The organism is Mycobacterium sp. 1245805.9 (assembly GCF_001672915.1).
Lineage (GTDB): Bacteria > Actinomycetota > Actinomycetes > Mycobacteriales > Mycobacteriaceae > Mycobacterium.
The window spans coordinates 25247-44758 of sequence record NZ_LZKR01000218.1 but is presented as its reverse complement, the minus strand read 5'-3'; the positions used below and the strand labels follow the sequence as shown (position 1 = coordinate 44758).

Annotated in this window: 24 protein-coding genes; 21 read left to right on the top strand and 3 right to left on the bottom strand. The window is 63.7% G+C overall.

Going from position 1 to position 19512, the window contains the following annotated elements; genetic code table 11:
- Positions 1 to 26: 26 nt before the first annotated feature.
- The 21 genes from A9X00_RS28300 (at position 27) to A9X00_RS28195 (ending at position 16790) form a co-directional block, all read left to right on the top strand.
- Positions 27 to 590: a TetR/AcrR family transcriptional regulator gene (locus A9X00_RS28300; RefSeq protein WP_197515299.1), complete on the top strand. Its 564-nt coding sequence runs from the start codon at positions 27 to 29 to the stop codon at positions 588 to 590.
- Positions 577 to 1164, top strand: coding sequence for a pyridoxamine 5'-phosphate oxidase family protein (locus tag A9X00_RS28295; protein ID WP_067161376.1), 588 nt, complete (start codon positions 577 to 579; stop codon positions 1162 to 1164). Before A9X00_RS28300 ends, A9X00_RS28295 begins: the two co-directional genes overlap by 14 nt.
- Positions 1161 to 1610 carry an anthrone oxygenase family protein gene (locus tag A9X00_RS28290; protein WP_067161372.1) on the top strand — a complete coding sequence of 150 codons (450 nt, stop codon included), beginning with the start codon at positions 1161 to 1163 and terminating at the stop codon, positions 1608 to 1610. Before A9X00_RS28295 ends, A9X00_RS28290 begins: the two co-directional genes overlap by 4 nt.
- 155 nt (positions 1611 to 1765) lie before the next feature.
- Positions 1766 to 2683 (top strand): ABC transporter permease, encoded by a 918-nt coding sequence (locus tag A9X00_RS28285; RefSeq protein WP_232006977.1) that lies wholly within the window; start codon positions 1766 to 1768, stop codon positions 2681 to 2683.
- 41 nt (positions 2684 to 2724) lie between these two features.
- Positions 2725 to 3531, top strand: coding sequence for an ABC transporter permease (locus A9X00_RS28280; protein ID WP_067161369.1), 807 nt, complete (start codon positions 2725 to 2727; stop codon positions 3529 to 3531).
- Positions 3532 to 3539: 8 nt separating this feature from the next.
- Entirely contained in the window at positions 3540 to 4559 is a 1020-nt protein-coding gene (locus A9X00_RS28275; protein WP_067161362.1) for a hypothetical protein, read from the top strand.
- Positions 4556 to 5557, top strand: a complete 1002-nt coding sequence (locus A9X00_RS28270; RefSeq protein ID WP_067161360.1) for an MlaD family protein — start codon at positions 4556 to 4558, stop codon at positions 5555 to 5557. The genes A9X00_RS28275 and A9X00_RS28270 overlap by 4 nt, the downstream gene beginning before the upstream one ends.
- Positions 5545 to 6513, top strand: a complete 969-nt coding sequence (locus A9X00_RS28265; RefSeq protein ID WP_197515298.1) for an MlaD family protein — start codon at positions 5545 to 5547, stop codon at positions 6511 to 6513. Before A9X00_RS28270 ends, A9X00_RS28265 begins: the two co-directional genes overlap by 13 nt.
- A gap of 44 nt (positions 6514 to 6557) precedes the next feature.
- Positions 6558 to 7607 (top strand): MlaD family protein, encoded by a 1050-nt coding sequence (locus A9X00_RS28260; RefSeq protein WP_232006976.1) that lies wholly within the window; start codon positions 6558 to 6560, stop codon positions 7605 to 7607.
- On the top strand, positions 7607 to 8599 hold the full coding sequence (locus tag A9X00_RS28255) for an MlaD family protein (RefSeq protein WP_197515297.1): 993 nt from the start codon (positions 7607 to 7609) through the stop codon (positions 8597 to 8599). Before A9X00_RS28260 ends, A9X00_RS28255 begins: the two co-directional genes overlap by 1 nt.
- Positions 8596 to 9618, top strand: coding sequence for an MlaD family protein (locus A9X00_RS28250; protein ID WP_067161357.1), 1023 nt, complete (start codon positions 8596 to 8598; stop codon positions 9616 to 9618). Before A9X00_RS28255 ends, A9X00_RS28250 begins: the two co-directional genes overlap by 4 nt.
- A gap of 48 nt (positions 9619 to 9666) precedes the next feature.
- Positions 9667 to 10431, top strand: coding sequence for a hypothetical protein (locus A9X00_RS28245; RefSeq protein WP_156772338.1), 765 nt, complete (start codon positions 9667 to 9669; stop codon positions 10429 to 10431).
- A 30-nt stretch (positions 10432 to 10461) separates the two neighbouring features.
- Entirely contained in the window at positions 10462 to 11094 is a 633-nt protein-coding gene (locus A9X00_RS28240; RefSeq protein ID WP_067161355.1) for a hypothetical protein, read from the top strand.
- 12 nt (positions 11095 to 11106) lie between these two features.
- Positions 11107 to 11628, top strand: coding sequence for a hypothetical protein (locus tag A9X00_RS28235; RefSeq protein WP_156772337.1), 522 nt, complete (start codon positions 11107 to 11109; stop codon positions 11626 to 11628).
- Between the two features lie 36 nt (positions 11629 to 11664).
- Positions 11665 to 12054, top strand: a complete 390-nt coding sequence (locus tag A9X00_RS28230) for a hypothetical protein (RefSeq protein ID WP_067161353.1) — start codon at positions 11665 to 11667, stop codon at positions 12052 to 12054.
- A gap of 29 nt (positions 12055 to 12083) precedes the next feature.
- Entirely contained in the window at positions 12084 to 12566 is a 483-nt protein-coding gene (locus tag A9X00_RS28225) for a hypothetical protein (protein ID WP_067161351.1), read from the top strand.
- A 260-nt stretch (positions 12567 to 12826) separates the two neighbouring features.
- Complete coding sequence (locus tag A9X00_RS28215) at positions 12827 to 13318, top strand: flavin reductase family protein (RefSeq protein ID WP_067161344.1); 492 nt, start codon at positions 12827 to 12829, stop codon at positions 13316 to 13318.
- Between the two features lie 32 nt (positions 13319 to 13350).
- Positions 13351 to 14565 carry an acyl-CoA dehydrogenase family protein gene (locus A9X00_RS28210; protein WP_067161342.1) on the top strand — a complete coding sequence of 405 codons (1215 nt, stop codon included), beginning with the start codon at positions 13351 to 13353 and terminating at the stop codon, positions 14563 to 14565.
- Positions 14566 to 14597: 32 nt separating this feature from the next.
- Positions 14598 to 15458 (top strand): fumarylacetoacetate hydrolase family protein, encoded by an 861-nt coding sequence (locus tag A9X00_RS28205; protein ID WP_067161340.1) that lies wholly within the window; start codon positions 14598 to 14600, stop codon positions 15456 to 15458.
- Positions 15459 to 15496: 38 nt separating this feature from the next.
- Entirely contained in the window at positions 15497 to 16417 is a 921-nt protein-coding gene (locus A9X00_RS28200) for a VOC family protein (protein WP_067161335.1), read from the top strand.
- Positions 16418 to 16442: 25 nt separating this feature from the next.
- A complete protein-coding gene (locus tag A9X00_RS28195; protein WP_067161334.1) occupies positions 16443 to 16790 on the top strand; it encodes a hypothetical protein in 348 nt (115 codons plus the stop codon).
- Positions 16791 to 16815: 25 nt separating this feature from the next.
- Here A9X00_RS28195 and A9X00_RS28190 read toward each other — a convergent pair whose 3' ends face one another.
- The 3 genes from A9X00_RS28190 to A9X00_RS28180 form a co-directional block, all read right to left on the bottom strand.
- Positions 16816 to 17022 (bottom strand): ferredoxin, encoded by a 207-nt coding sequence (locus A9X00_RS28190; RefSeq protein ID WP_067161333.1) that lies wholly within the window; start codon positions 17020 to 17022, stop codon positions 16816 to 16818.
- Entirely contained in the window at positions 17019 to 18224 is a 1206-nt protein-coding gene (locus A9X00_RS28185) for a cytochrome P450 (RefSeq protein ID WP_197515295.1), read from the bottom strand. Before A9X00_RS28185 ends, A9X00_RS28190 begins: the two co-directional genes overlap by 4 nt.
- A 241-nt stretch (positions 18225 to 18465) precedes the next feature.
- On the bottom strand, positions 18466 to 19137 hold the full coding sequence (locus tag A9X00_RS28180) for a FadR/GntR family transcriptional regulator (protein ID WP_232006973.1): 672 nt from the start codon (positions 19135 to 19137) through the stop codon (positions 18466 to 18468).
- Positions 19138 to 19512: the final 375 nt, after the last annotated feature.

The window sequence follows — 19512 nt, the reverse complement described above, 5'->3', positions numbered from 1 at the left end:
GAGGCGCCAGCCGAGCGGCGGCGATATTGGACGCCACGCTGCAGTTGCTTGGGGAAGTTGGATACGACCAGCTGACCATCGATGCGGTCGCCGCGCTGGCTCGATCGAGCAAGACGACGATCTACCGGCGCTGGCCAGACAAGTCCGCGCTGGTGTGCGCGGCCCTGGTCTCAGCGTCCGTGCGGCATCCGGAACTGCCCGCCGGCGCCACCAGCCTGCGAGAGGACCTGCTGGCACTTACCGCGCTGTTTGCGAAGGTTGCGAGCATCGAGGACCCCGGCGCCTTCGCCAGCCTGCTCGCCGCCGCGCAAAAAGACCCGGCGATCGCGACTGCGGTCCGCGCCACGGCGGTCGAACCCCGTCGTCGTGACTGCCGCGACGTCATTCAGCGCGCCATCGGCCGGGGCGAACTACATGATCCGCGGCTGGCCACCGCGTTGTTCGAGATCTCGATCGGCCAGATGATGGTGCGCTTCTTGCTGCAATCAGACGGCTTCGATGAGGCGCTACAGGTCGACTTCGTCGACAACACCCTGATTCCCACGCTCAAAGCACACGACAAGGAGGCCGGCCGGGATGCCGATCGCTGAACCCGACCTGGAGCAGGTCGAAAACGACATAGCCGAGCTGCTGCGGACCGAAGAACTCGGGTCGCTCGCGGTCGTCGGCCCGAACGGCGGGCCCGCGGTGTCGATGATGCACTTCGCGTCCGACGGCCTCATCGTGTACTTGCACACCTTCACCTATTCACGCAAACACGAGGCGATCGCACGCGACCCCAAGGTCAGCTACACGATCGCGGCGATTCCACCCGACGGGTTTTACGGCCGAGGACAGCTGCGCGCCATTCAGGTCGAGGGGCGCGCCACCTTCGTAACCGATCCCGCGGAGATTCAACGCGCGGTCGAGGTCAGCCGCGAACAATTCGAATGGATGAAGGACTTGTCGCTTTACGACACCTTCGACAAGGGCACCGCCCACCACCAGACCTTCATTCGGATCGACCCGGTCGAGGCGCTGTGGAACGACAATCGCGTGCGGTTGCTGTGGCGCAAGATCGTCACGTTCACGGCAGATGGCAAACACGTTGCGGCGCTTTCGCCATATGAAACCAAGCTACGGGCGACGACGCCTGCCGATGGTGACGGGAGCACAACGTCATGACGATCATGCATGCCAGCGCGTGGCTGATGGCCTTGTTCGCCGGGCTGTTCGGCGGCGGGATCCTGATCGTTGCCGTCGAGCGACTCAACCTATGGCGGCGGATGCCCGTGGATCAATACGTCGTCGACTTTCGCCGATCGTTGTATCGGCTCGATCCCATGATGCCGATCCTCGGCGCTCTCGCAGGGGTGAGCGCGGTGATTTTCGCACTCAACAGCAGTGGACGTGCGGCGGCGCTCGCCTGGGTCGGCACGGGGCTGATCGGGGTCATCATGGTGGCCTCCATCCTTATCGCAGAGCCGATCAATTCGAAATTTCGCCGCCTTTCCGAGGGTGAAGCCCCCGATGGGGTCGACCAGTTGCGGGTCACTTGGCGCCGCTTTCATTTGGCGCGCACGGCTGTGGCGTTGGCCGCGCTCGCTTGTCTTGCCGCCGCGGTCGCCTAGATCATGCAAATCTTCACCCGGGATGGCAGTGCGGCCACCACACCTGCCGGAAGGCAAGATGAAACATGTCTTGCGGCAATGGTTTTCGTTGCTTCCGACGGGTGGTCACCAGCGCCGGACGGGCGCTGGGAATGTTCCCCGGCCGGGGAGCGGTGATGGCGACCGACATCAGCGACAGGCCGGCGCGGGAACAGTCGGCTGCCGACGTCTTGGACGCGGTGACGGCGGGCACGGCGCAAAGATCGACGGCCGCGCGCTTTGCCTCGGTCGGCAAAGCGACATCCCGGGTCCGCTCGATTCCCGCGCGGTCGCTCGCCACGATTGGTCGCGGCGCGGCACTGGGCGTGGCCGTGCTGCGCTACTCGGTCCTCGACACCATCACCCTGAGGCTGCCCGCCGGCGAATTCTTGGTGCAGGCATGGTTGCTGCTCACGGTCACGGCGATACCGGCAGTCCTCATGGCCATCCCGTTCGGCGCGATGGTGTCGGTCGTCTCCTCGGGGCTGGTCAATCAGGTCGGCGCAAGCTCACTTCTTGGCGCGGCGAGCGGCGCCGGCGTCGTTCGCCAGGGGGCACCGATCACCGCCGGATTGTTGATGGGCGGCGCGGCGGCTTCTGCCATCGCCTCCGACTTCGGTGCGCGCGCGATTCGCGAGGAGCTCGACGCACTCCGGGTGATGGGAATCAACCCCGTCCGCCGACTGGTGGTCCCGCGTTTCTTGGCCTTGGTGGCAATCGCGCCGATCCTGATCGTGGTCATCCTGGTGTCGGGCACGACGGCCTCCTACATCCTGGCGGTCACCCTTAGCGACGTGACGCCCGGAAGCTTTTGGCAGTCATTTGGTCTATTCGCGCAAAAGACGGATGTCTGGTTTGCCATGGCCAAGACTGTCGTGTTCGCCGCGATCGTCGCCATAGTTTCGTCGCTCCGCGGCATGGAGGCGACGCGTGGACCGCGCGGTGTCGCCGACGCGGTGAGCTCCTCGGTCGTGCTCAACGTCATCTGCATCGTTATCGCGAACCTCGCCATCACTCAGCTCGAAGTGATGTTCTTCCCGACGGTGGTCGCCTGATGGCCACCCCATCAGCGTTGCTCCCCGCACGATTGCTATCGATGCGGCCCATCCAGCGCCCCCTCATGGAAGCCGGGCAGTGGTTGCTTTTCATCTGCCTGACGCTGTGGTACCTGCCGCTGACGGTTCGCCGATACCATCGCCAAACCTTGCAGGCGATGAACAGTCTCGCCTGGGGCCGCGGCTCCATCATCGTCGACGGCGGCACCATCAGCGTGCTGATCCTGCTCGGCATCGCCGTCGGCGCCTCGGTGGCGATCGAGGGCTTCGCAATTCTGGACCTCATCGGATTCGGCGCGTTGGCGGGCATCATCGGCGGCGTCGGCACCGTCCGCGAGATCGGTCCGCTCGTCGCCGGTATCGCCTTCACCTCGCAGGCCGGCTGTCGGATGACCGCCGAAATCGGCGCAATGCGAATTTCCGAAGAGATCGACGCCGTGGAAGCGCTTGGCCTGCGGCCGATCCCATTCGTGGTCGGGACTCGCCTCATCGGCGGCCTGTTGGTGGTGATCCCGGGGTACCTGCTGACCCTGGTCGCCGCGTTCCTGGTGCAGAACGTGTTCATCACGGCGCTCTATAACCAACCCGCCGGCACGTATAGCCACTATCTGGCGATGTTCCTGACACCGACGGATCTTGCGTATTCGGTGATTAAGGCCGCCGTCTTTTGCATCGCGGTGACCTTGATCCATTGCTATTACGGATATTTCACCTCTGGCGGGCCGGTCGGTGTCGGCAAGGCGTCGGGCCGCGCCGTACGCGCAAGCCTGGTCACGATCATGGTGCTGGATTTCACGCTCACCGTCGCCCTCTGGGGCCTTCAACCACAGTTCGTCTTCCGGGGCTAGGTGCGCTTATGTTGCTCAGAGGCTCGCAGGAGTCGCAGGATCGGAAGTTGACGATCGCCGGCATCGTAGTCGTATTATCCGCCATTGCAGTCGGTTTCGTCGTCGTCTGGCACCCATCCGCGTCCGAAACGCCCGCAAGGATCTCGGTCGCCATCGATACTCCCTATGTCGGCCAAGGCGTGCGTGACGGCACCGCGATAGTCATGCATGGCGTCCAGGTGGGCGTCGTCAAGACCATATCGAGCTTGCCCGGCGGTGGTGTTCGGCTGCAGAGCGACCTGCAGAAGGGCCCGGTGGCCGGGCTGACCGACACCATGAAAATCGAGTTTCGGCCGATCAATTACTTTGGTGTCACCGGCATTACCCTCGCCGCCGGTTCGGGCGGGCAACAACTGCGCAACGGCATGCAGATCACGACGGTGCCCCAGAACTCGACGCTGCAGGCCGTTTTGTCCCGACTCGGCCAGGTTTCGGTGAGCGCCCTGACCCCGAGGCTGATATCGGTCATCGACCGCATCGTGCAATACACCGACGGGCTGACCCCGCTCCTCGAAACGGTGCTCATCGCCACGCATGCCGTCGCCGATGTCCAGACCGTATCCACCGAGCGCCTGCTGGCAACCACGACCGGGGTCAGCGTGGCATTTCCCACGTTCACCGATGCGCTCCTTGGTTCCGGCGAGGACTTCACGGCCGTACCGCGTCGATACAACGACGAACAGTGGCGCAACGGCGTGCAGGAGGCATACCGCGTCGGATCGACCGAACTCTTCGGCGGCTTCGGGCGGCTGGAGTCCAACTACGTCGACGACCTGCTGCCGGCGATCGACGGCGTCAAAGCCCTCACCGACCCGGTGCCCGCCCTGGTCAGACCGGACGACTTCGCGAACACGCTTGTGCAACTGCGGACCCGGCTGCAGAAGCTGTTCGCCGGTAACGGTGACCAGCGCGCCCTCCAGGTCAAGATTGTCCTCGATAACCTGCCCGGTGTGGCCGCTCCACTCGCCGCGATGGGAGGCCCGCAATGAGCTCCAGGGCGGCATTGCTGCGACTGACAATCAGCGCTGCCGCCGCAGTCGTTCTCCTCGTCCTGCTGCTAAGCGGCATCTCGCAACCCCTCAAGATGCAAACCCGGTCGTACAACGCGAAATTCACCGACATATCCGGCCTGCACGAGGGAGCCGACGTGCGTGTTCGCGGAGTCCTCGCAGGGCGGGTGCTTGCCACGGCGCTGCAGCGACAGCAAGGACAAAGCATTGCGTCCGTAGACTTCACGCTCAACAAGAAATATGGTGTCGTGTCCAACACCCGGATCGGGGTCAAGTACCAGACGCTCACCGGTTCGCGCTACCTCGATGTGCTCAACCCCTCCGAGGACTACCTACCGGCCAGCCTGGTGACGTCGGTGCCGACCGCGATGACGCAGCCGTCATTTGACGTCACGCGACTCTTCAACGGCCTGCAACCCGTGCTCGCCACGCTGAATCCAGAGCAACTCAACGCGTTCGCCGCGAACGCCGCCAACTTCTTGTCCGGCGATGGGAGTGGCTTCGCCCCGGTGCTGGACAGTATCCACAAGCTCACCCAGTTTCTCGCGGACCGCCAGCAGGTCGTGGCCACATTGATGCGCAACCTCTCCGAGGTTTCCGAGGTCATGTCGGGGCACGCGGAGGACTTCACCAAGATAATCAACGGACTGAACACCCCCATCGACAGCGCGCTGACGGTGTTGGACGAATTCCGCAAATCCCAGCTCTACGGACCGGATTTCGTCGAGCCCCTGCTGCGCCTGCTGACCAATGTCGGATTAAAGCCGGACGACGACATCGACAGGGCGCTGGACACGGCATTCAACAACGTCGACAGAACCCTCGACGCGTTCAAACTGATTCCGGTCATGTGGGAAAACATCCCCCCGCCGGCCGAAGCGGGGGAGCCCCAGCCGTGCGCTCGGGGTCGCGCGCAGCTGCCCACCACGATGGATGTCCTGCTCAACGGGCAACGGGTGGTCTTATGCAACCGGTGAAACTGCTACGCAACCCGATGGTTTGGGGCGCCGGCGCGCTGGCGCTGGTGACGGTGGTGGCGGTCGTGGCCGGCCTGCTCTATGTCAGCCCGCCCGGTCAGAAGACCATTACCTTCTACACCGACGACGCGGCTTCGGTTGTGCCGGGAGACCAGGTCCGGATCGCGGGCATCTCCGTGGGCAAGGTCAAAGATGTCTCGCTGGAGGCTGACCGCGTGCGGGTGCGGGCACGCGTCGACGACAGCGCGTTTGTCGGGAACAAGTCCGCGATCGAGGTCCGGATGCTCACCGTCGTTGGTGGCTACTACGTCAACCTCATTTCCCTGGGTGATCGTCCGCTGGGCGCCGACGCCATTCCGCTGGAACGGGTGACCATGCCTTACAGCCTGATTCGCACGCTCAACGACGTGACGAAGGTTTCCGACAACCTGAGCGCCAAGCCCGTCAACGAATCGCTCAATGAATTACAAACGGGCCTGCGTGGTGACAACTTGGAGGCGTTGACCGCAATAATTGACGCCGGTAATTCCATCATGTCGACGATCGACCGGCAGCGCGGTCAGATCACCTCCATCCTGAACCTCAGCGACGAGTACATCCAGCGGCTGAGCGAGTTCCGCCAAGAATTCAAAACGCTGGTCGAGAAGGTCGCCATCATCCAGTCCATCTTGGAGCTCTACAGCAAGGGATTCGGTGGCGCCCTGTGGGGGATCGGCGTCGCGATCGACGCGCTCAAACCGATCGGCCTGTTTTATGACAAGCACCGAGCGCAGTTCCTCGAGAAGGTGCGCAACTTCTTGGCCAAGGGCCGGATCTGGATCGACCACAACGGCGTGATCGTGCGGGGCCTGCGGGATCTGCAGCACCACTTCGAGCGGATCCTCGACGTGCAGCAGGACCGGCCGGAACTGTTGGCCACCGACCTGTGCATACCGATGCCGGGGGCGGCATGTTAGCGAGGACGTCCCGCGCGCATCGCGTGCTCCGAACGGGCGCGGTATTGATCTCCGCGGCCGCGGTGGCGCTGGTGTGCGGCTCGTGGACGCCGTTTCGGCAGGAGCAATACGTCGGCTACTGCGCCATCATGCCCGACAGCGTCGGCCTCTATGTCGGCAACCCCGTCACCCAAATGGGCTACAAGATCGGCGAAGTCAGCGCCATCACCCCGGCCCTGCGTGACGTCCGTGTCGATTTCAAAGTCGACAAACGCCGTCCGCTGCCGGCCGACGTCAGAGCGGTAACCCGATCGCCCTCGCTGCTGGCGGATCGGGCATTGGAACTCGTCGGCAACTACACGTCCGGTCGCCAATTGTCGGGCAAGGACTGCATTCCGCTGTCGAGATCTGTGACGCCCAAAAGCCTCTCCGACATCATCGGTTCGGCGACCAGTTTCCTGAACGCCATCAACCCCGAGGGCTCGACGAACATCGGCGACGTCGTCGCCGGCCTCGACAAGGCGCTTCGCGGCAACGGGCCGGGGCTAAGTCAACTGCTGACCACCTCGTCGACAGTCCTGGACGCCCCCGATCGTGCGGTCGCCGATATCCGGTCCATCATCACCAACCTCGTCACGCTGACGTCGACGCTCAGGGAAATCAGCGGGCCGCTGAAGTACAGCATGCTCACGACCTACAAGACCACCGAAGATGTCGAAAAGGCGTTGGCCACTCCGGTCTTTCAAGGCGTCATACCGCTGGTCGGTGCGGCGTCGGACATCGAAGTCGAACTCGGTGACGAGATCCAGACCGTGCTCAACGACGCCGAATGGGCGCTTCGCAAAGTCAGCGCGCACGCCACGTTGTTCGCCAGTCTGATGAAGCCGTACCCCGTCTTGCTCAACTGGCTGGAACGCCATGCCAACGACAAGCAGTTCTTCACCATCAGGTACCGGCCGCCGCTGTATCGCATCGCCACCCCGGTCGACGGGCTGATCACATGCGCAACGCTGAACGCCGCGACTCCCGGTAGTTGCACGGACGTGGGGGGAAAGCCGTACGCGGTGGACGTGGCGCTGCTGCAGTACGTGTTGGCCCAGGCGGCCAAGCGATGATGCGCCGCGCCAGATCCCTTGCGATCACGATCGCCACCGTTGCCGTGGTCTCGTCGTGCGCGTCGATCGACGTGAATGCCCTACCGGCGCCGGGAAAGTCATTCCAGGACGGCTACGCCCTGGTGATGGAGTTCGACAACGTCCTGAACCTGCCGGCCCGCGCGAAGGTGACGCTGGACGGCATCACCGTGGGCATCGTCACCGGCGTCGCCGTGGCAGCGAACCATGTGGACGTCGCGACGCGCATCGACCCCGCCGTGTCGGTGCCGTCCAATATTCACGCCAGCTTGCAGCAGGCCACCGTCCTGGGCGACATCTACGTGGCGCTGAGCCGCCCGCCCGACGGCGGCCCCACCGCGCTCCCGTTGGCGCCGGGCGCACGGATCCCCTTGACACACACCGCATCTCCACCGCAGCTTGAAGACACCATCGCTCATCTGGCTGATTTCGCGGGCAGCGGATCCCTGCAACGCATCCAGAACACGATCATCGGCATCAACCGGGTAACCCCGCCCCCGGCAGACATCCGCAAGATCGCTTCGCAGTTTGCCGCCGACATCTCCGACCTGTCGAACAACATCGACAACGTCGACCTCTTGCTGAACGGAACGGCGCAGACGGCCCAAGTCCTGCATAACCGGATGCCCATGCTGCAGACCTGGTTCAGCGCGCAAGGCATGAGCGGTTGGAAGCACGCCTATGACCTCTACCAATACACCGGCACCGCATACCCGAGCGTGGGCACCATCTACTCGGGCGGGTTTTGGATCGTCCCGCTGCTGAACTCGATGGCCGACGCCGCCGGAGCGGTCCAGAAATCCAAGTGGGCGTTCGAAAGCGAGGTTCACGAATGGCGAAAGCTCTTCACGGATTACTACCTGCCGCAGGATAAGTATCCGGCCATCAACATCACGTCCATCGTCGGGCCCGACGGCCGAGAGCTGTCCGGCAACGTGCACGACGTCCTGCGGATCCTTGGTGCGATGCCATGAAAGTCAAAGGCGCCCTGTCGTTTGCCTCGTTCGCCGTCATGATCGTCTTCGCTCTCGGCTACTTCAGGTCGATGGGCGTGAGTTTGACACCCCCGCCCCAGCGCACGAGCGTATCCATGGCCGTCCACGACATCAGCGGCCTGGTGGTCGGGTCGAGTGTGCAATTGCGGGGCGTCCCGATCGGCGCGGTCACGGGCATCACCACGTCGCTCGCGGGTGCCACGGTCAATTTCTATATCGACAGCCACTACAAAATTCCCGTGGACAGCGATATTCGCTTGGAAAACCTATCCGCTCTTGGTGAAGCCTATGTCGAGTTCGTCCCGCGCAGCGAAGGCGGCCCGATGCTGCAGGACGGCCAGCGGCTTGCCACCGACGCGATAACTCAACCCCCGTCGATCTCCGACCTGGCGACGACGGTGGTGCGGGTACTCAACCAGTTCGATCCCCCAGCGCTGGAACGCATCGTCGACGAAACCGATGCCGCCCTGCCTAGTCCCACCACGGTGCTGCCCAATTTGTCGCGCACGGCCACGCTGCTCAGAAACACCGCGGCCACCATGCATGGCAAGGGACGCGACCTGCTTGACAACTTCCAAGTGCTATTGCGCAACGCGCACTGGGTAGGTCCGGTAATCGCCTTCAACACACCGTGGCTCACCAAAATGGGACACGACTTCGCCGCACTCAACGACGCGGCGGTGGTACTGCACGACCGCGGAGCACCGCAGACGTTGCACAACCTCTCGCACCTGGTCGGCCGGCTCGAGCATTTCCTCGACCATTCCGGGGGAGATGTCAAGGTGCTCATGCAGTCGATGCTGCCTTACCTGAACGACATATCCGGGGCCTTGATGAATCTCGATACCGCCCAGTTACTTCGCAACGCATTGGCCTCGGTGCCGGAAGAGGGCGCCGTCACGCTCCACGTCACCATCCCCGATGCCCGCACACCCGAAAATCCCCCGGCCGGTGTACCTCCGACCGGCGGTGCCCACGGAAGTCCGGGCGCCCGCTGATGGGAACGGGGCGCGACATATCCGGAGCGAACAAGAGAGGGGCAACCCATGAGCGATAACAACAACAACAACGGTGTGAAACTGAAGTCGGCCACCACCGAGCCAACGGATCATGCTGTGGCGAAACCGGATTCCGGCCATGAGGGCGACCCGCAGAAGATCGAACCCGAAGCTCCCGCCGCTGAAACGACCGATGCCAGCGACGACACCGACGATGAAGACGGTGCTGATCCGGCCGATGAGCCGGCCGCCGATAAAGGCAAACGGCGCGGCGAACGCGCACAGCGGCGCCTGTCGATCTCGGTCAGCGCGCGCGGCCTGCTATCCGGCGCGCTGATTACCGCGCTGGTGGGCGCGCTCGCCACGCTCGTCTGGCTGTACATCGACGCGCGGCGCGAACTCGACGCGCAGGCCCGCAGGGCGGACAACTACGCGCACGCCGAGAAGGTGGCCCTCGACTACGCCGTCAACGCAGCGTCGATGAATTTCCAGGACCTCAACGGATGGAAAGCCAAATTGGTGGCTGGAACCACCCCCGAGTTGAACGAAAAATTAAGCAAGGCAGCCGACTCGATGCAACAGATCCTGGTCCCGTTGCAGTGGACCTCGAACACACGACCACTGATCGCCAAGGTTCGTTCGAACACCGCGGGTATCTACGTCGTCGACTGTTTCGTGAGCGTTCAAACCAAGACGGTGCAGGCCCCGGATCCGCTGATGTCCACGGCAACATACAGCCTCACGCTGGACAGCAATAAGAACTGGCAGATCACCGACGTCGGCGGAATCGGCGCGCTGACCGGCCAAAGATAGCTCGGGAACATTCGGGGAACGAGGTGCACCATGCGTCATTGCCATTCGCGTTGGCGTGGACTCGGTTTGGCGGCCGCCCTGATCGCGTCCCTCACGGCGGCCACCACCGTCGCGCCCGAGGCGAGTGCGGAGCCATCGGACCCGCCGAGCAACGATCAACTGATCCGCCCGCTGCCCCCGATCGTCGTGCACTCGACGAACTGGGCGCCGAAGTTTCCCTTCCCGTACGACCAGACCAGGAACCAGGTCACCCCGGCAGACACCCGGGCGGAAGCCGAAATGTGCCAGTGGTACACCGCTCAGTACCAGATCACCAATGACCAAATCGAGCGGGTTCAATTCAATCGGATCAGCCCCAATGGGACGGACTGGGACTACACCGCGAACGGCGTCCAGCAACAGGTCGACATCGTCACCGGCAACATAGACCAGTCGGTGAACTTTCTCGGCCCCCGCGCCCAGGCGCTCACCCAACGTCAAGACTTCGCCGGCGACAACTACTTTCCCCTCTATCAGGGCGAGGCCTTCTACGGCTTATGGCAGGAGCTCTCTAATGTGAGCAACGGCATCAAGGCCCATCAACCCGATTGGTTCACCGGACCTTCCTACCTACGGGTGAAGCGGTTGGCCAGCGAGATCCACCGTTCGCACGTGTGCGATTAAAGGATCGCCGCGATGCGTAAAGATGTCTCACCCCGAAGCCGCGTGCCGCGCGCACAGCGCCTTGCGATGCGCCGCGGCTACCGCTGCACCGCCGCGGTGATGATCGCCGCAACGGCGCTCGCTGCGAGTGCCGTTGGGGTGCCTTCGGCCGCCGCCGACTTCACGGGCAGTCTCAGGGATGCGGTGATGCAGGCGCGCCAGGGCTCCTCGTGTGGAGCGTTGCGGCCCGAGGCGCTTGCCGACCAAACGGCCGCGATCGCCGCCCGCTCAACGGACACGTATCTCGATCACAACGCGCGGGTCATTCCGGTGTCGGATCCGCTTCCGATCTTGAAAGACCTCGGCCTCAACGCCGGCAAGGCAAAGTTGTTGCAGGGTGCCGGCCAAACCGAGGCCGACGCGATCAAGGCAATCTTGGTCACCGGCTACAAAGAACTCCCCGACTGCTCCTACACGGCATACGGGACGAGCACGTTACCGAACACCAACCTCGGCAGTTGGTTCCTGTCCGCGGTGGTATTGGTGGGGCCCTAGATGCGGTCGTCGCGATACCTGAACCGGAGTTGGGTTATGGCGGTGGCGCTGACCACTGGAATCGCCGCCCTGCTGTCAGCCCCCGTCGCTCACGCCGAGGACACCGTTACCTACGAGATTGTCTCGGACCAGAACAACGTGGCCGCCGCAAATGTCGAGTACAACGACCGCTCCGAACGCAAAGCGTTACAGCACGTTTCACTGCCCTGGCGGCTCACGGCCGAGGTGCCAAACGCGGTCAGCCCGACAAAAGATGGCGCTGAAATTCGCGCCGACTGGCGGCCCTATCGCTGGCCGTACAAGTACGTCACGGTGCGCATCTACCTCGGAGACAAGCTGCTATGCGAAAGCACCCTCGATGTCGGCGATGCGACCTGCTACGGCAGCACGCCACACCGAAATTTCCCGCAAACCGGTGGGGAGTGATTGTGCGTAAGGAAGTTTCGTCTCGGTGGTTGGCCACGCTGTCGACGATCGCGCTGGCGCTGCTGAGCGCGCCCCGATCACATGCCGATCCGGTTGACGCGACGATCGCGCCCAATCCCTATCCGAAGGACAGCCTCGTCTTGGCGGCCTACACCCGCCTTGACCCCGCCCAGTATTTCCTGCCCGGCCTCTACGGGGTGTATTTCCTGACCCCTACCGGGCTCAACTGTGGGATCTGGCTGCGGGGAAGCTTTGGCTGCGCCGGTCCTCTTCCCGACACCCCGCCTGGAACTGATCACATCGGCTGGTTCAACGGGGATACCAGGGTCCATCATGATCCGGCGATCGCGATCGGGTTTCCCCATGCGCAAGCGCAGCAGGTCCTGCCGCCCCGCAGCTATCTCAACTGGAACGAGACGACCTGCGCCACGATGGCGGATACCAGCACCTACTGCTACCGCGGCATGTTCCGATTTCTCATCACCCCGAACGGCACATACCTCAACGGTTGAACATGTCCGATGCCCATGTTCGCCACAGCCCTCGGCCCCGTTGCTGCGTCGGGTCCATTCCGCGATGGACTGGCTTGTCACGCGGTGTCTGCGACGGCGCAAGCAGGCCCTTCCGCCGCGCAGCGCGAAATCAGCATGATGAATAACGTCGAATCTATTGACAGGCGCATGGGCGGGCTCGCAGACTGCAAGGAGCAATTCAGCATGGTGAATTTGGTGGGAAGGCCGCAGTGGTACTCGATCGGCACTTTCGCGACTTGATGGCGGGGGTCTGCGCCCCGGTAGCGATCGTGACGACCGCCGACCACGACGGGGCGCACGGCGCAACCGTGAGTTCGCTGGCATCGGTGTCGCTCCGGCCGCCGCTGCTATCGATCGCACTTGATTGCGGCTCCGCGTTGTTGGCCCGCATCCTCGGCAGCCGTCGGTTCGGGGTCAACGTTCTCGGGCGCGCCCAGGACGACCTCGCCGTCGTCTTCGCCAAAAGGGGAGTGGACCGATTCAGCCAAGTGCGCTGGTCGATGGCGGATGGGTTGCCGCGTTTGGAGGGCGCAGTCGGTTGGGCGGCTTGCGATCTCCATCAATCCGTGGAGGCCGGCGATCACGTGCTGCTCATCGGCATGGTGCATCACGCCGCATCGTCCCCCGAACCGCCTTTGATCTACGGTCACCGCACATTTGGCACACATTCGCAGTTCCAACAGCGGCCCCGCACGCCGATCACCGATCACATCGCCGCTTGTGCCCGCTGAATAGGGCATCCCTACACCGAGGAGTAAACGCGATGACAACCGTTCAGCCTTCGCTTGATGGCAGTACCGCGACGCCCCACGCTGCCGAGCTAGTGGCGCGCGTCAAGGAACTTCAGCCGCTGCTGTCGAAGAACGCGGTGGCCGGCGAACAGGACCGACGGGTCGCAGAAGAAAGCATCGAGGCCCTGGCCCAGGCCGGGTTGTTCCGGCTGACCATACCGAAGCGCTACGGCGGATATGAGACCTCGATGCGTACCATGCTCGACGTTTGCGCCGCCGTCGCCGAAGCCGATGGCGGAACCGCGTGGGTCGTCACTTTGATCAATGTCTGTAACTGGATGACCAGCCTGTTCAGCGCCCAGGCGCAGGACGAAGTCTTCGGCGCCAATCCCGATGCAAAGGTCTCTGGAGTGCTGGCGCCGACGTCGGAATCCCAAAAGACCGACGGGGGATGGAGGGTCAGCGGAAAGTGGTATTACAACTCGGGATCGTGGCATTCGGACTGGTCGGTGCTGGGCATCCCGATCACCGACGAGGCCGGCGAGGTCGTTGACCAGGGGCTCGCGCTGATCCCTCGCTCGGAGCTGCAGCTGGAGGACGTGTGGTTCGTCGCAGGCATGAAGTCCACCGGCAGCAACGCCGTCAGCGCCGAGGATGTGTTCGTGCCCGAGCACCGTATCCTGCGGGTGCCCAATGCGATTCGCGGCGACTATCCATCGGAGCACACCGCCACCGAGCCGTTGTACCGGTCGGCGTTTGTCCCCGTTGTCGCGTTGGTGCTCGTGGGTCCCCAGTTGGGCATGGGCAGGGCTGCGCTGCAATATGTGACCAGTAAGGCGGCCAAGAAGCCCATTTCCTACACCTTCTACGAAACCCAACAGGATTCGGTCGCCTTCCAGTTGCAGATCGCCGAAGCGGCGCGGCTGATCGACACCGCCCAGCTGCATGCGTATCGCGCTGCCAGCGATATCGACGAGGCGGCCGCCCGGGGCGAATACCCGGACTTCCTGACTCGCGCCCGAGTGCGATCCGACACCGGCTACGTCGCGGAGTCGATCACGCGTGCCATCGAAATTCTGTTGTCCGCGCATGGCGCGGGATCATTCGCGGATGTCAATCCACTGCAGCGGATTTGGCGCGACTCGTCGACCGCGGCGCGGCACGCGGTGGTGTCGCCGATGGTCGCCTACGAGGTGTACGGCAAGGCGCTGTTGGGCGTCGAGGAAACCATCACCCCGCTGGTCTGAACGCAGCAGACCGACAACGAAAGGACTTTCACGTGCGCGTGGCGAATCTTCATGGCCGACTTGCGCTGGTGACCGCCGACGGAGCGCGGGCGCTGGATGTGCAGGGCGCCAGCGGCGGCCGTTTCGACTCCTCGCCCCAGCGGATCTATGACGAGTGGGCGGAGTTCGTGTCGTGGGCCGACCGGGTGGACCTGGCCGCCGCCGAGCCGTTCTCTCCGAGTGAACTCGGAGCGCCGGCGCCGGCTCCCCGGCAAGTGTTCGCGATCGGCCTGAACTATCGCGCCCATGCCGCGGAATCGCACTTCGACGTGCCTGACGAGCCGACGGTGATGTTTACCAAGTGGCCGTCGTGCATCACCGGCCCAGTCACCACCGTCGAGCTGCCGCCGGGCGGCCATACCGACTGGGAGGTGGAGCTGGTCGTCGTCATCGGTCGCTCGGCGCATCGGGTCACGCAGAACCAGGCGTGGGACCACGTGGCGGGATTGACGGTCGGGCAGGACCTTTCGGAGAGGATCACCCAAACCAGCGGGCCCTCACCGCAATTCAGCTTGGGAAAATCCCTGCCCGGTTTCGGTCCCACCGGACCGTGGCTGGTCACACCCGACGAATTCGACAACCCCGATGATCTCGAATTGGGCTGCACCATCGACGGAGAACAGATGCAAAAGGGTCGCACCCGCGATCTGGTATTTTCGGTGCCCGCGCTGATCTCGCGCCTGTCGGACAAGCTGCCGCTGCTGCCCGGCGACCTGCTGTTCACCGGCACCCCCGCCGGAGTGGGTCTGGGCCGGACGCCCCCGCGTTATCTGGTCCCGGGTGAGGAACTGGTCAGCTACGTCCGGGGAATCGGAGAGCTGCGACAGCGATTCGTCGCCGGCGACGCCGATTGAATCGTCCACATGACCCTTCGCAATAGCAGGAGGCCGCTATGGCCCTACACCGGCTGACCGCTGTGACGATCGGGGTTCCCAACGTCCCCGAAACACAGGCCTATTATGCCGAGTTCGGCCTGGAGGCTTACGGGGACGGCTGTTTCGCCACGCGTGACGGAGGCAGGCAGTTACGCATCGTCCAGGCGCCGACGCGCAGGCTGATCGAAATGGAGCTCGGCGCCGAGGACGACGACGACATCGAGCGCATCGCAAGCAATCTGAGGCGTATCGGCGCGCGGCCGGAGCGACAACCACGTCAGGTCAGCGCCGTCGAATTCGTGACCGGTGTCCGTGTGACGACGGCTGTCACCGGCCGAATCGTCCAACTGCCCACGCCGGTCCCCATGCCCAACACACCGGGCCGAGCCGGACGGATAGGCCAACGCGCACCAGGTGTGCTGCGCAGCGGGCGGGTCCGACCGCGCAAGCTCGGCCATGTCGTCCTGGGGACTACTAACCTCGAAGCGACGCAACGCTTCTTCCTCGACGGCCTCGGGTTCAAGGTCAGCGATCGCATCAAGGATGTGGGGGCATTCCTGCGCTGCTCGACCGACCACCACAACGTGCTTATCCTGCGCGCACCGGTGAGCTTCCTGCACCACACCTCCTGGCAGGTTGACGACATCGACGAGGTGGGGCGAGGCGCGTCGGCGATGCTGCAGGCCGATCCCGCACGCCACGTCTGGGGACTCGGGCGCCATCACGCGGGCTCGAATTTCTTCTGGTACCTCAAAGATCCGGCCGGCAACTTCAGCGAGTACTACGCGGACATGGACTCCATCGTCGACGACCAGCTATGGACGCCGGAGACACTCGAGGGCGCACGGGGTTTGTTCAATTGGGGGCCGCCGCCACCGCCGTCGTTCTTGTCTCCCGAAGACCTGGGCGCGCTGATGATCGGGGCCCACGCGTCGTGAGCATCGCTGAGCAGGACCTCTCGGCATGCCAGTGATCCATGTGGTCACGTTCACCTTCGCTCCCGACGTAGCGGACGAAGTGATGGCGGATCTCGGCGCGGCGCTCGACGATTTCGCGCCGCGCACCGGGGCCATCCGCTATTACCACGGACCCGACATCGGAGTGCGAGATGGCAACGCTCACTACGCAGTGACGGCGGTTTTCGAAGGCCGGAATGCGTTCCTGGACTACATCTCCGACCCAGAACATCTGCGCCTCATTCGCGACAAGGTCGCTCCGCACCTACAATCTCGATCAGCCGTGCAGTTCGACGTTGCGCCCGACGGATTTAACTCGCCACGCGATGCGGCGGTCTTCGGATCAGCGCGCTAGAGCACGAAGTCGACTGTTATCAGCGCTATTCGGCCAGCAACCGGTCAGCGAGCCGGAGCGCGGCCACTGGGCAGACCATGGCGGCATCGCGGACGTGCGCCTCGTCGCGGTCCGAAACATTCTCCGCGAGAATGGTCAGATTTCCGTCATCATCGAGTGAGAAGTACTCCGGCGCGACGACTTCACACATCCCGTGGCCTTCACATCGATTTCGGTCGATTTCGATTCTCACCGCGTGCGCTCCTCGGTCAGGCGGACTGGGACAGATCGGACTCGTCTGGTCAGCGCCCCTGGACATTTCACCCATTTCGCGTCTGGGTCCAGCGTCATGTGGGGATAGCGATCTAGTAGGGCGCTGATGGCGACTTGGGCCTCGATGCGGGCCAGCGGTGCGCCGATGCAGGTATGGATTCCGCGTCCGAACGCCAAGTGGGCCGCCGGATTCGGCCGATCGAGGCGGTATCTCCGGGAGTCATGGCCCCACCTGTTTTCGTCGTGGTTCGCCGACTGGATGTTGAGGTAGACCTTCTTGCCGGCAGGGACGGCATACGAATCGATCGTCACGTCCCGCATCACCGAGCGCACCATGAACTGAGCCGGTGAGTCCATGCGCAATGACTCTTCGATGGCGTTCGGCAATTGCGAGCGGTCGGCCTGCACGGCCTCGAAATTATTCCTGTTCTCCAGCAATCTGTATAGGCAGTTCGCGATGAGTGCCCGGGTCGTATCGGTCGAGGCCACCACCAGTTGGAGGATGTGCGTCATCACCTCCGGTGTGGACATATCGGCCTCGCCCGGCCCGGAGAAGCATAAATTGTCCAGAACGTCTTCTCGATGGTCATCGGGACGCGTGCGCCGCTCTTCTGTCAACTCGGCTAAATACGTTGTGAGGGAGACGAATTCGGGCAGCTGGTGGGTGGGCGCCGGAACCGTTGCGACGATCACGTCAGACCACCGTTGGACCTCGCTCCAGGCGTCCTGGGGGATGCCGATGAGCGCGTACAGAACCTTGGCGGGGATGAAGTGCGCGTAATCCGCGTAGACATCAACGCGCCCGGATTTGGGAAGAGCGTTCAGGCAATCCGTGACGATCGACTCCACTTGCGGTGTCAGCTTCCGTAACCGCACGGGCGCAAAGTCCTTCAGCAGCCGCGCGCGCAACGCGGTGTGCGCAGGAGGGTCCGCTTGGGTGGCGACGGTGAAGGGCCACTGGACGTCCTCGGCTCCGACGGAGAAATTGCCCTTGTTTGAGAAGTTCTCGGTGTCATCGAAGACCTGCCGGACACCGACATCGCTGTTAACGCAGTAGAGGATGTCGCTGACCTGCCCGACGCGGCAGCCCAAGCGGGAGGCGTGCATCAATTCGTCGGGCTCAGCAATATGCTCCGCGTTGAGCGGATCGAAGAATTGACCTGGTTCTGCGGGCGTTGTCACGCCAGTCCCCCCTCGACCGCGGTTATCGCACGCCAGGGCCGAGGCGACCAGTGCGAGTCGTCGTGCGGTGGCCAACATGCTCGTCGCAAATCACAGACCATTGCGCGTTCACAGTGGTGCATCGGCATGTGTCAAGTCTTGAGTCGTGTCGATGACATTGTCAAGGAAATCCGCAGTATTCATTATGGTGAATTGCTCGCTCGTCGGGGCGGCGCGGCTCGGCTAAGACAGGCCGGCGACCCTACTGATTGACGGCGACCGAACGGCTGGTGTCGGCTTCGCCGATCCAGGGTCCGGTCGCGTTGTGCTCGCGGATCAAATCCAGCGCGCGTGGATCGTGTGCGCCGATGGCATCGACCAGCGCGACGTGCAGGTCGTAGCGGTTGTGGATGTATTCCGACAGTGATTCGTCCTCGACCGGTTCCGCCGTCAGCAGGTGGGAATCGGTGATTTCCAGCAGGTGCAGATAGAAGGAACGCAGCAGGGCGCTCGGACTGATTTCGGCGAGCCTGATGTGTAGCTGCCAATTGGCGCGAATGAAGGCGGTGCGATCGGCCGCGGCCGCGGCAAGCTTCATCTGATCCAGCTCGGCCCGCAGTCCGGCGATGTCGTGAGCGGATGCGTGTTCCAACGCATCTTGCACCAGCAGCGGGTCGAGCGCGTGGCGCAGCCGGAAGGCGTCGGCCAGCGACGCCGCCTCGTCGCCGAGGGAGAGCATGGCGTTACCGAAGCGCACCATGGGTGATTGCTGGCTGGCGAACAGGCCACCGCCGGGACCCGAGCGGACGGTGACGAGTTCGCGCGCTTGGACCATTCGCAAAGCCTCGTTGAACGTGCCGACAGACACGCCGCAGGCGGCGCGCAGTTCGTCTTTGGTGCCGAGCCGTTCGCCCGGTTTGGCCGACAACGCCATGGCCGCCAACTGCTCGGCCGCCTGTTCGGGCCTCGTCAGACCGCGGGCTGGCCGACGTTCCCAATCGGCCCTGCGTAAGGCGGGAGGATCGACTGTCATCACCGCTCATCTTCCCACTAGCAACCGGCTTGACGCGTTAGGACGCCCCGCCAGGATTCATCATATTGGATTACGCTCAATCTATTGACAAGTGACTGATATCACCCCAAACTCTCACCCAGATCAATTGAGCATGGTGAATTCCTGAGGCGGTGTGAGGGGGTGGTTCAGCTGACCAGGCCGGGCCTGACCACCAGCGACAAGAGCTGCGCTGACCCCGCGGCGCGTCGCCTCTGCGGGCCCATGTTGGCAGCGGCGGGCACCGCCGGGTCGTCC

Bases quoted from the DNA above. Each gene is read 5' to 3' on its own strand.
- A9X00_RS28250 (WP_067161357.1), top strand. From the start codon at position 8,596: ATGAAAGTCAAAGGCGCCCTGTCGTTTGCCTCGTTCGCCGTCATGATC.
- A9X00_RS28195 (WP_067161334.1), top strand. From the start codon at position 16,443: ATGCCAGTGATCCATGTGGTCACGTTCACCTTCGCTCCCGACGTAGCG.
- A9X00_RS28215 (WP_067161344.1), top strand. From the start codon at position 12,827: ATGGCGGGGGTCTGCGCCCCGGTAGCGATCGTGACGACCGCCGACCAC.
- A9X00_RS28280 (WP_067161369.1), top strand. From the start codon at position 2,725: ATGCGGCCCATCCAGCGCCCCCTCATGGAAGCCGGGCAGTGGTTGCTT.
- A9X00_RS28240 (WP_067161355.1), top strand. From the start codon at position 10,462: ATGCGTCATTGCCATTCGCGTTGGCGTGGACTCGGTTTGGCGGCCGCC.
- A9X00_RS28200 (WP_067161335.1), top strand. From the start codon at position 15,497: ATGGCCCTACACCGGCTGACCGCTGTGACGATCGGGGTTCCCAACGTC.
- A9X00_RS28295 (WP_067161376.1), top strand. From the start codon at position 577: ATGCCGATCGCTGAACCCGACCTGGAGCAGGTCGAAAACGACATAGCC.
- A9X00_RS28210 (WP_067161342.1), top strand. From the start codon at position 13,351: ATGACAACCGTTCAGCCTTCGCTTGATGGCAGTACCGCGACGCCCCAC.
- A9X00_RS28275 (WP_067161362.1), top strand. From the start codon at position 3,540: ATGTTGCTCAGAGGCTCGCAGGAGTCGCAGGATCGGAAGTTGACGATC.
- A9X00_RS28180 (WP_232006973.1), bottom strand. From the start codon at position 19,137: ATGGCGTTGTCGGCCAAACCGGGCGAACGGCTCGGCACCAAAGACGAA.
- A9X00_RS28285 (WP_232006977.1), top strand. From the start codon at position 1,766: ATGGCGACCGACATCAGCGACAGGCCGGCGCGGGAACAGTCGGCTGCC.
- A9X00_RS28265 (WP_197515298.1), top strand. From the start codon at position 5,545: ATGCAACCGGTGAAACTGCTACGCAACCCGATGGTTTGGGGCGCCGGC.
- A9X00_RS28255 (WP_197515297.1), top strand. From the start codon at position 7,607: ATGCGCCGCGCCAGATCCCTTGCGATCACGATCGCCACCGTTGCCGTG.
- A9X00_RS28290 (WP_067161372.1), top strand. From the start codon at position 1,161: ATGACGATCATGCATGCCAGCGCGTGGCTGATGGCCTTGTTCGCCGGG.
- A9X00_RS28270 (WP_067161360.1), top strand. From the start codon at position 4,556: ATGAGCTCCAGGGCGGCATTGCTGCGACTGACAATCAGCGCTGCCGCC.
- A9X00_RS28235 (WP_156772337.1), top strand. From the start codon at position 11,107: ATGCGTAAAGATGTCTCACCCCGAAGCCGCGTGCCGCGCGCACAGCGC.
- A9X00_RS28245 (WP_156772338.1), top strand. From the start codon at position 9,667: ATGAGCGATAACAACAACAACAACGGTGTGAAACTGAAGTCGGCCACC.
- A9X00_RS28230 (WP_067161353.1), top strand. From the start codon at position 11,665: ATGGCGGTGGCGCTGACCACTGGAATCGCCGCCCTGCTGTCAGCCCCC.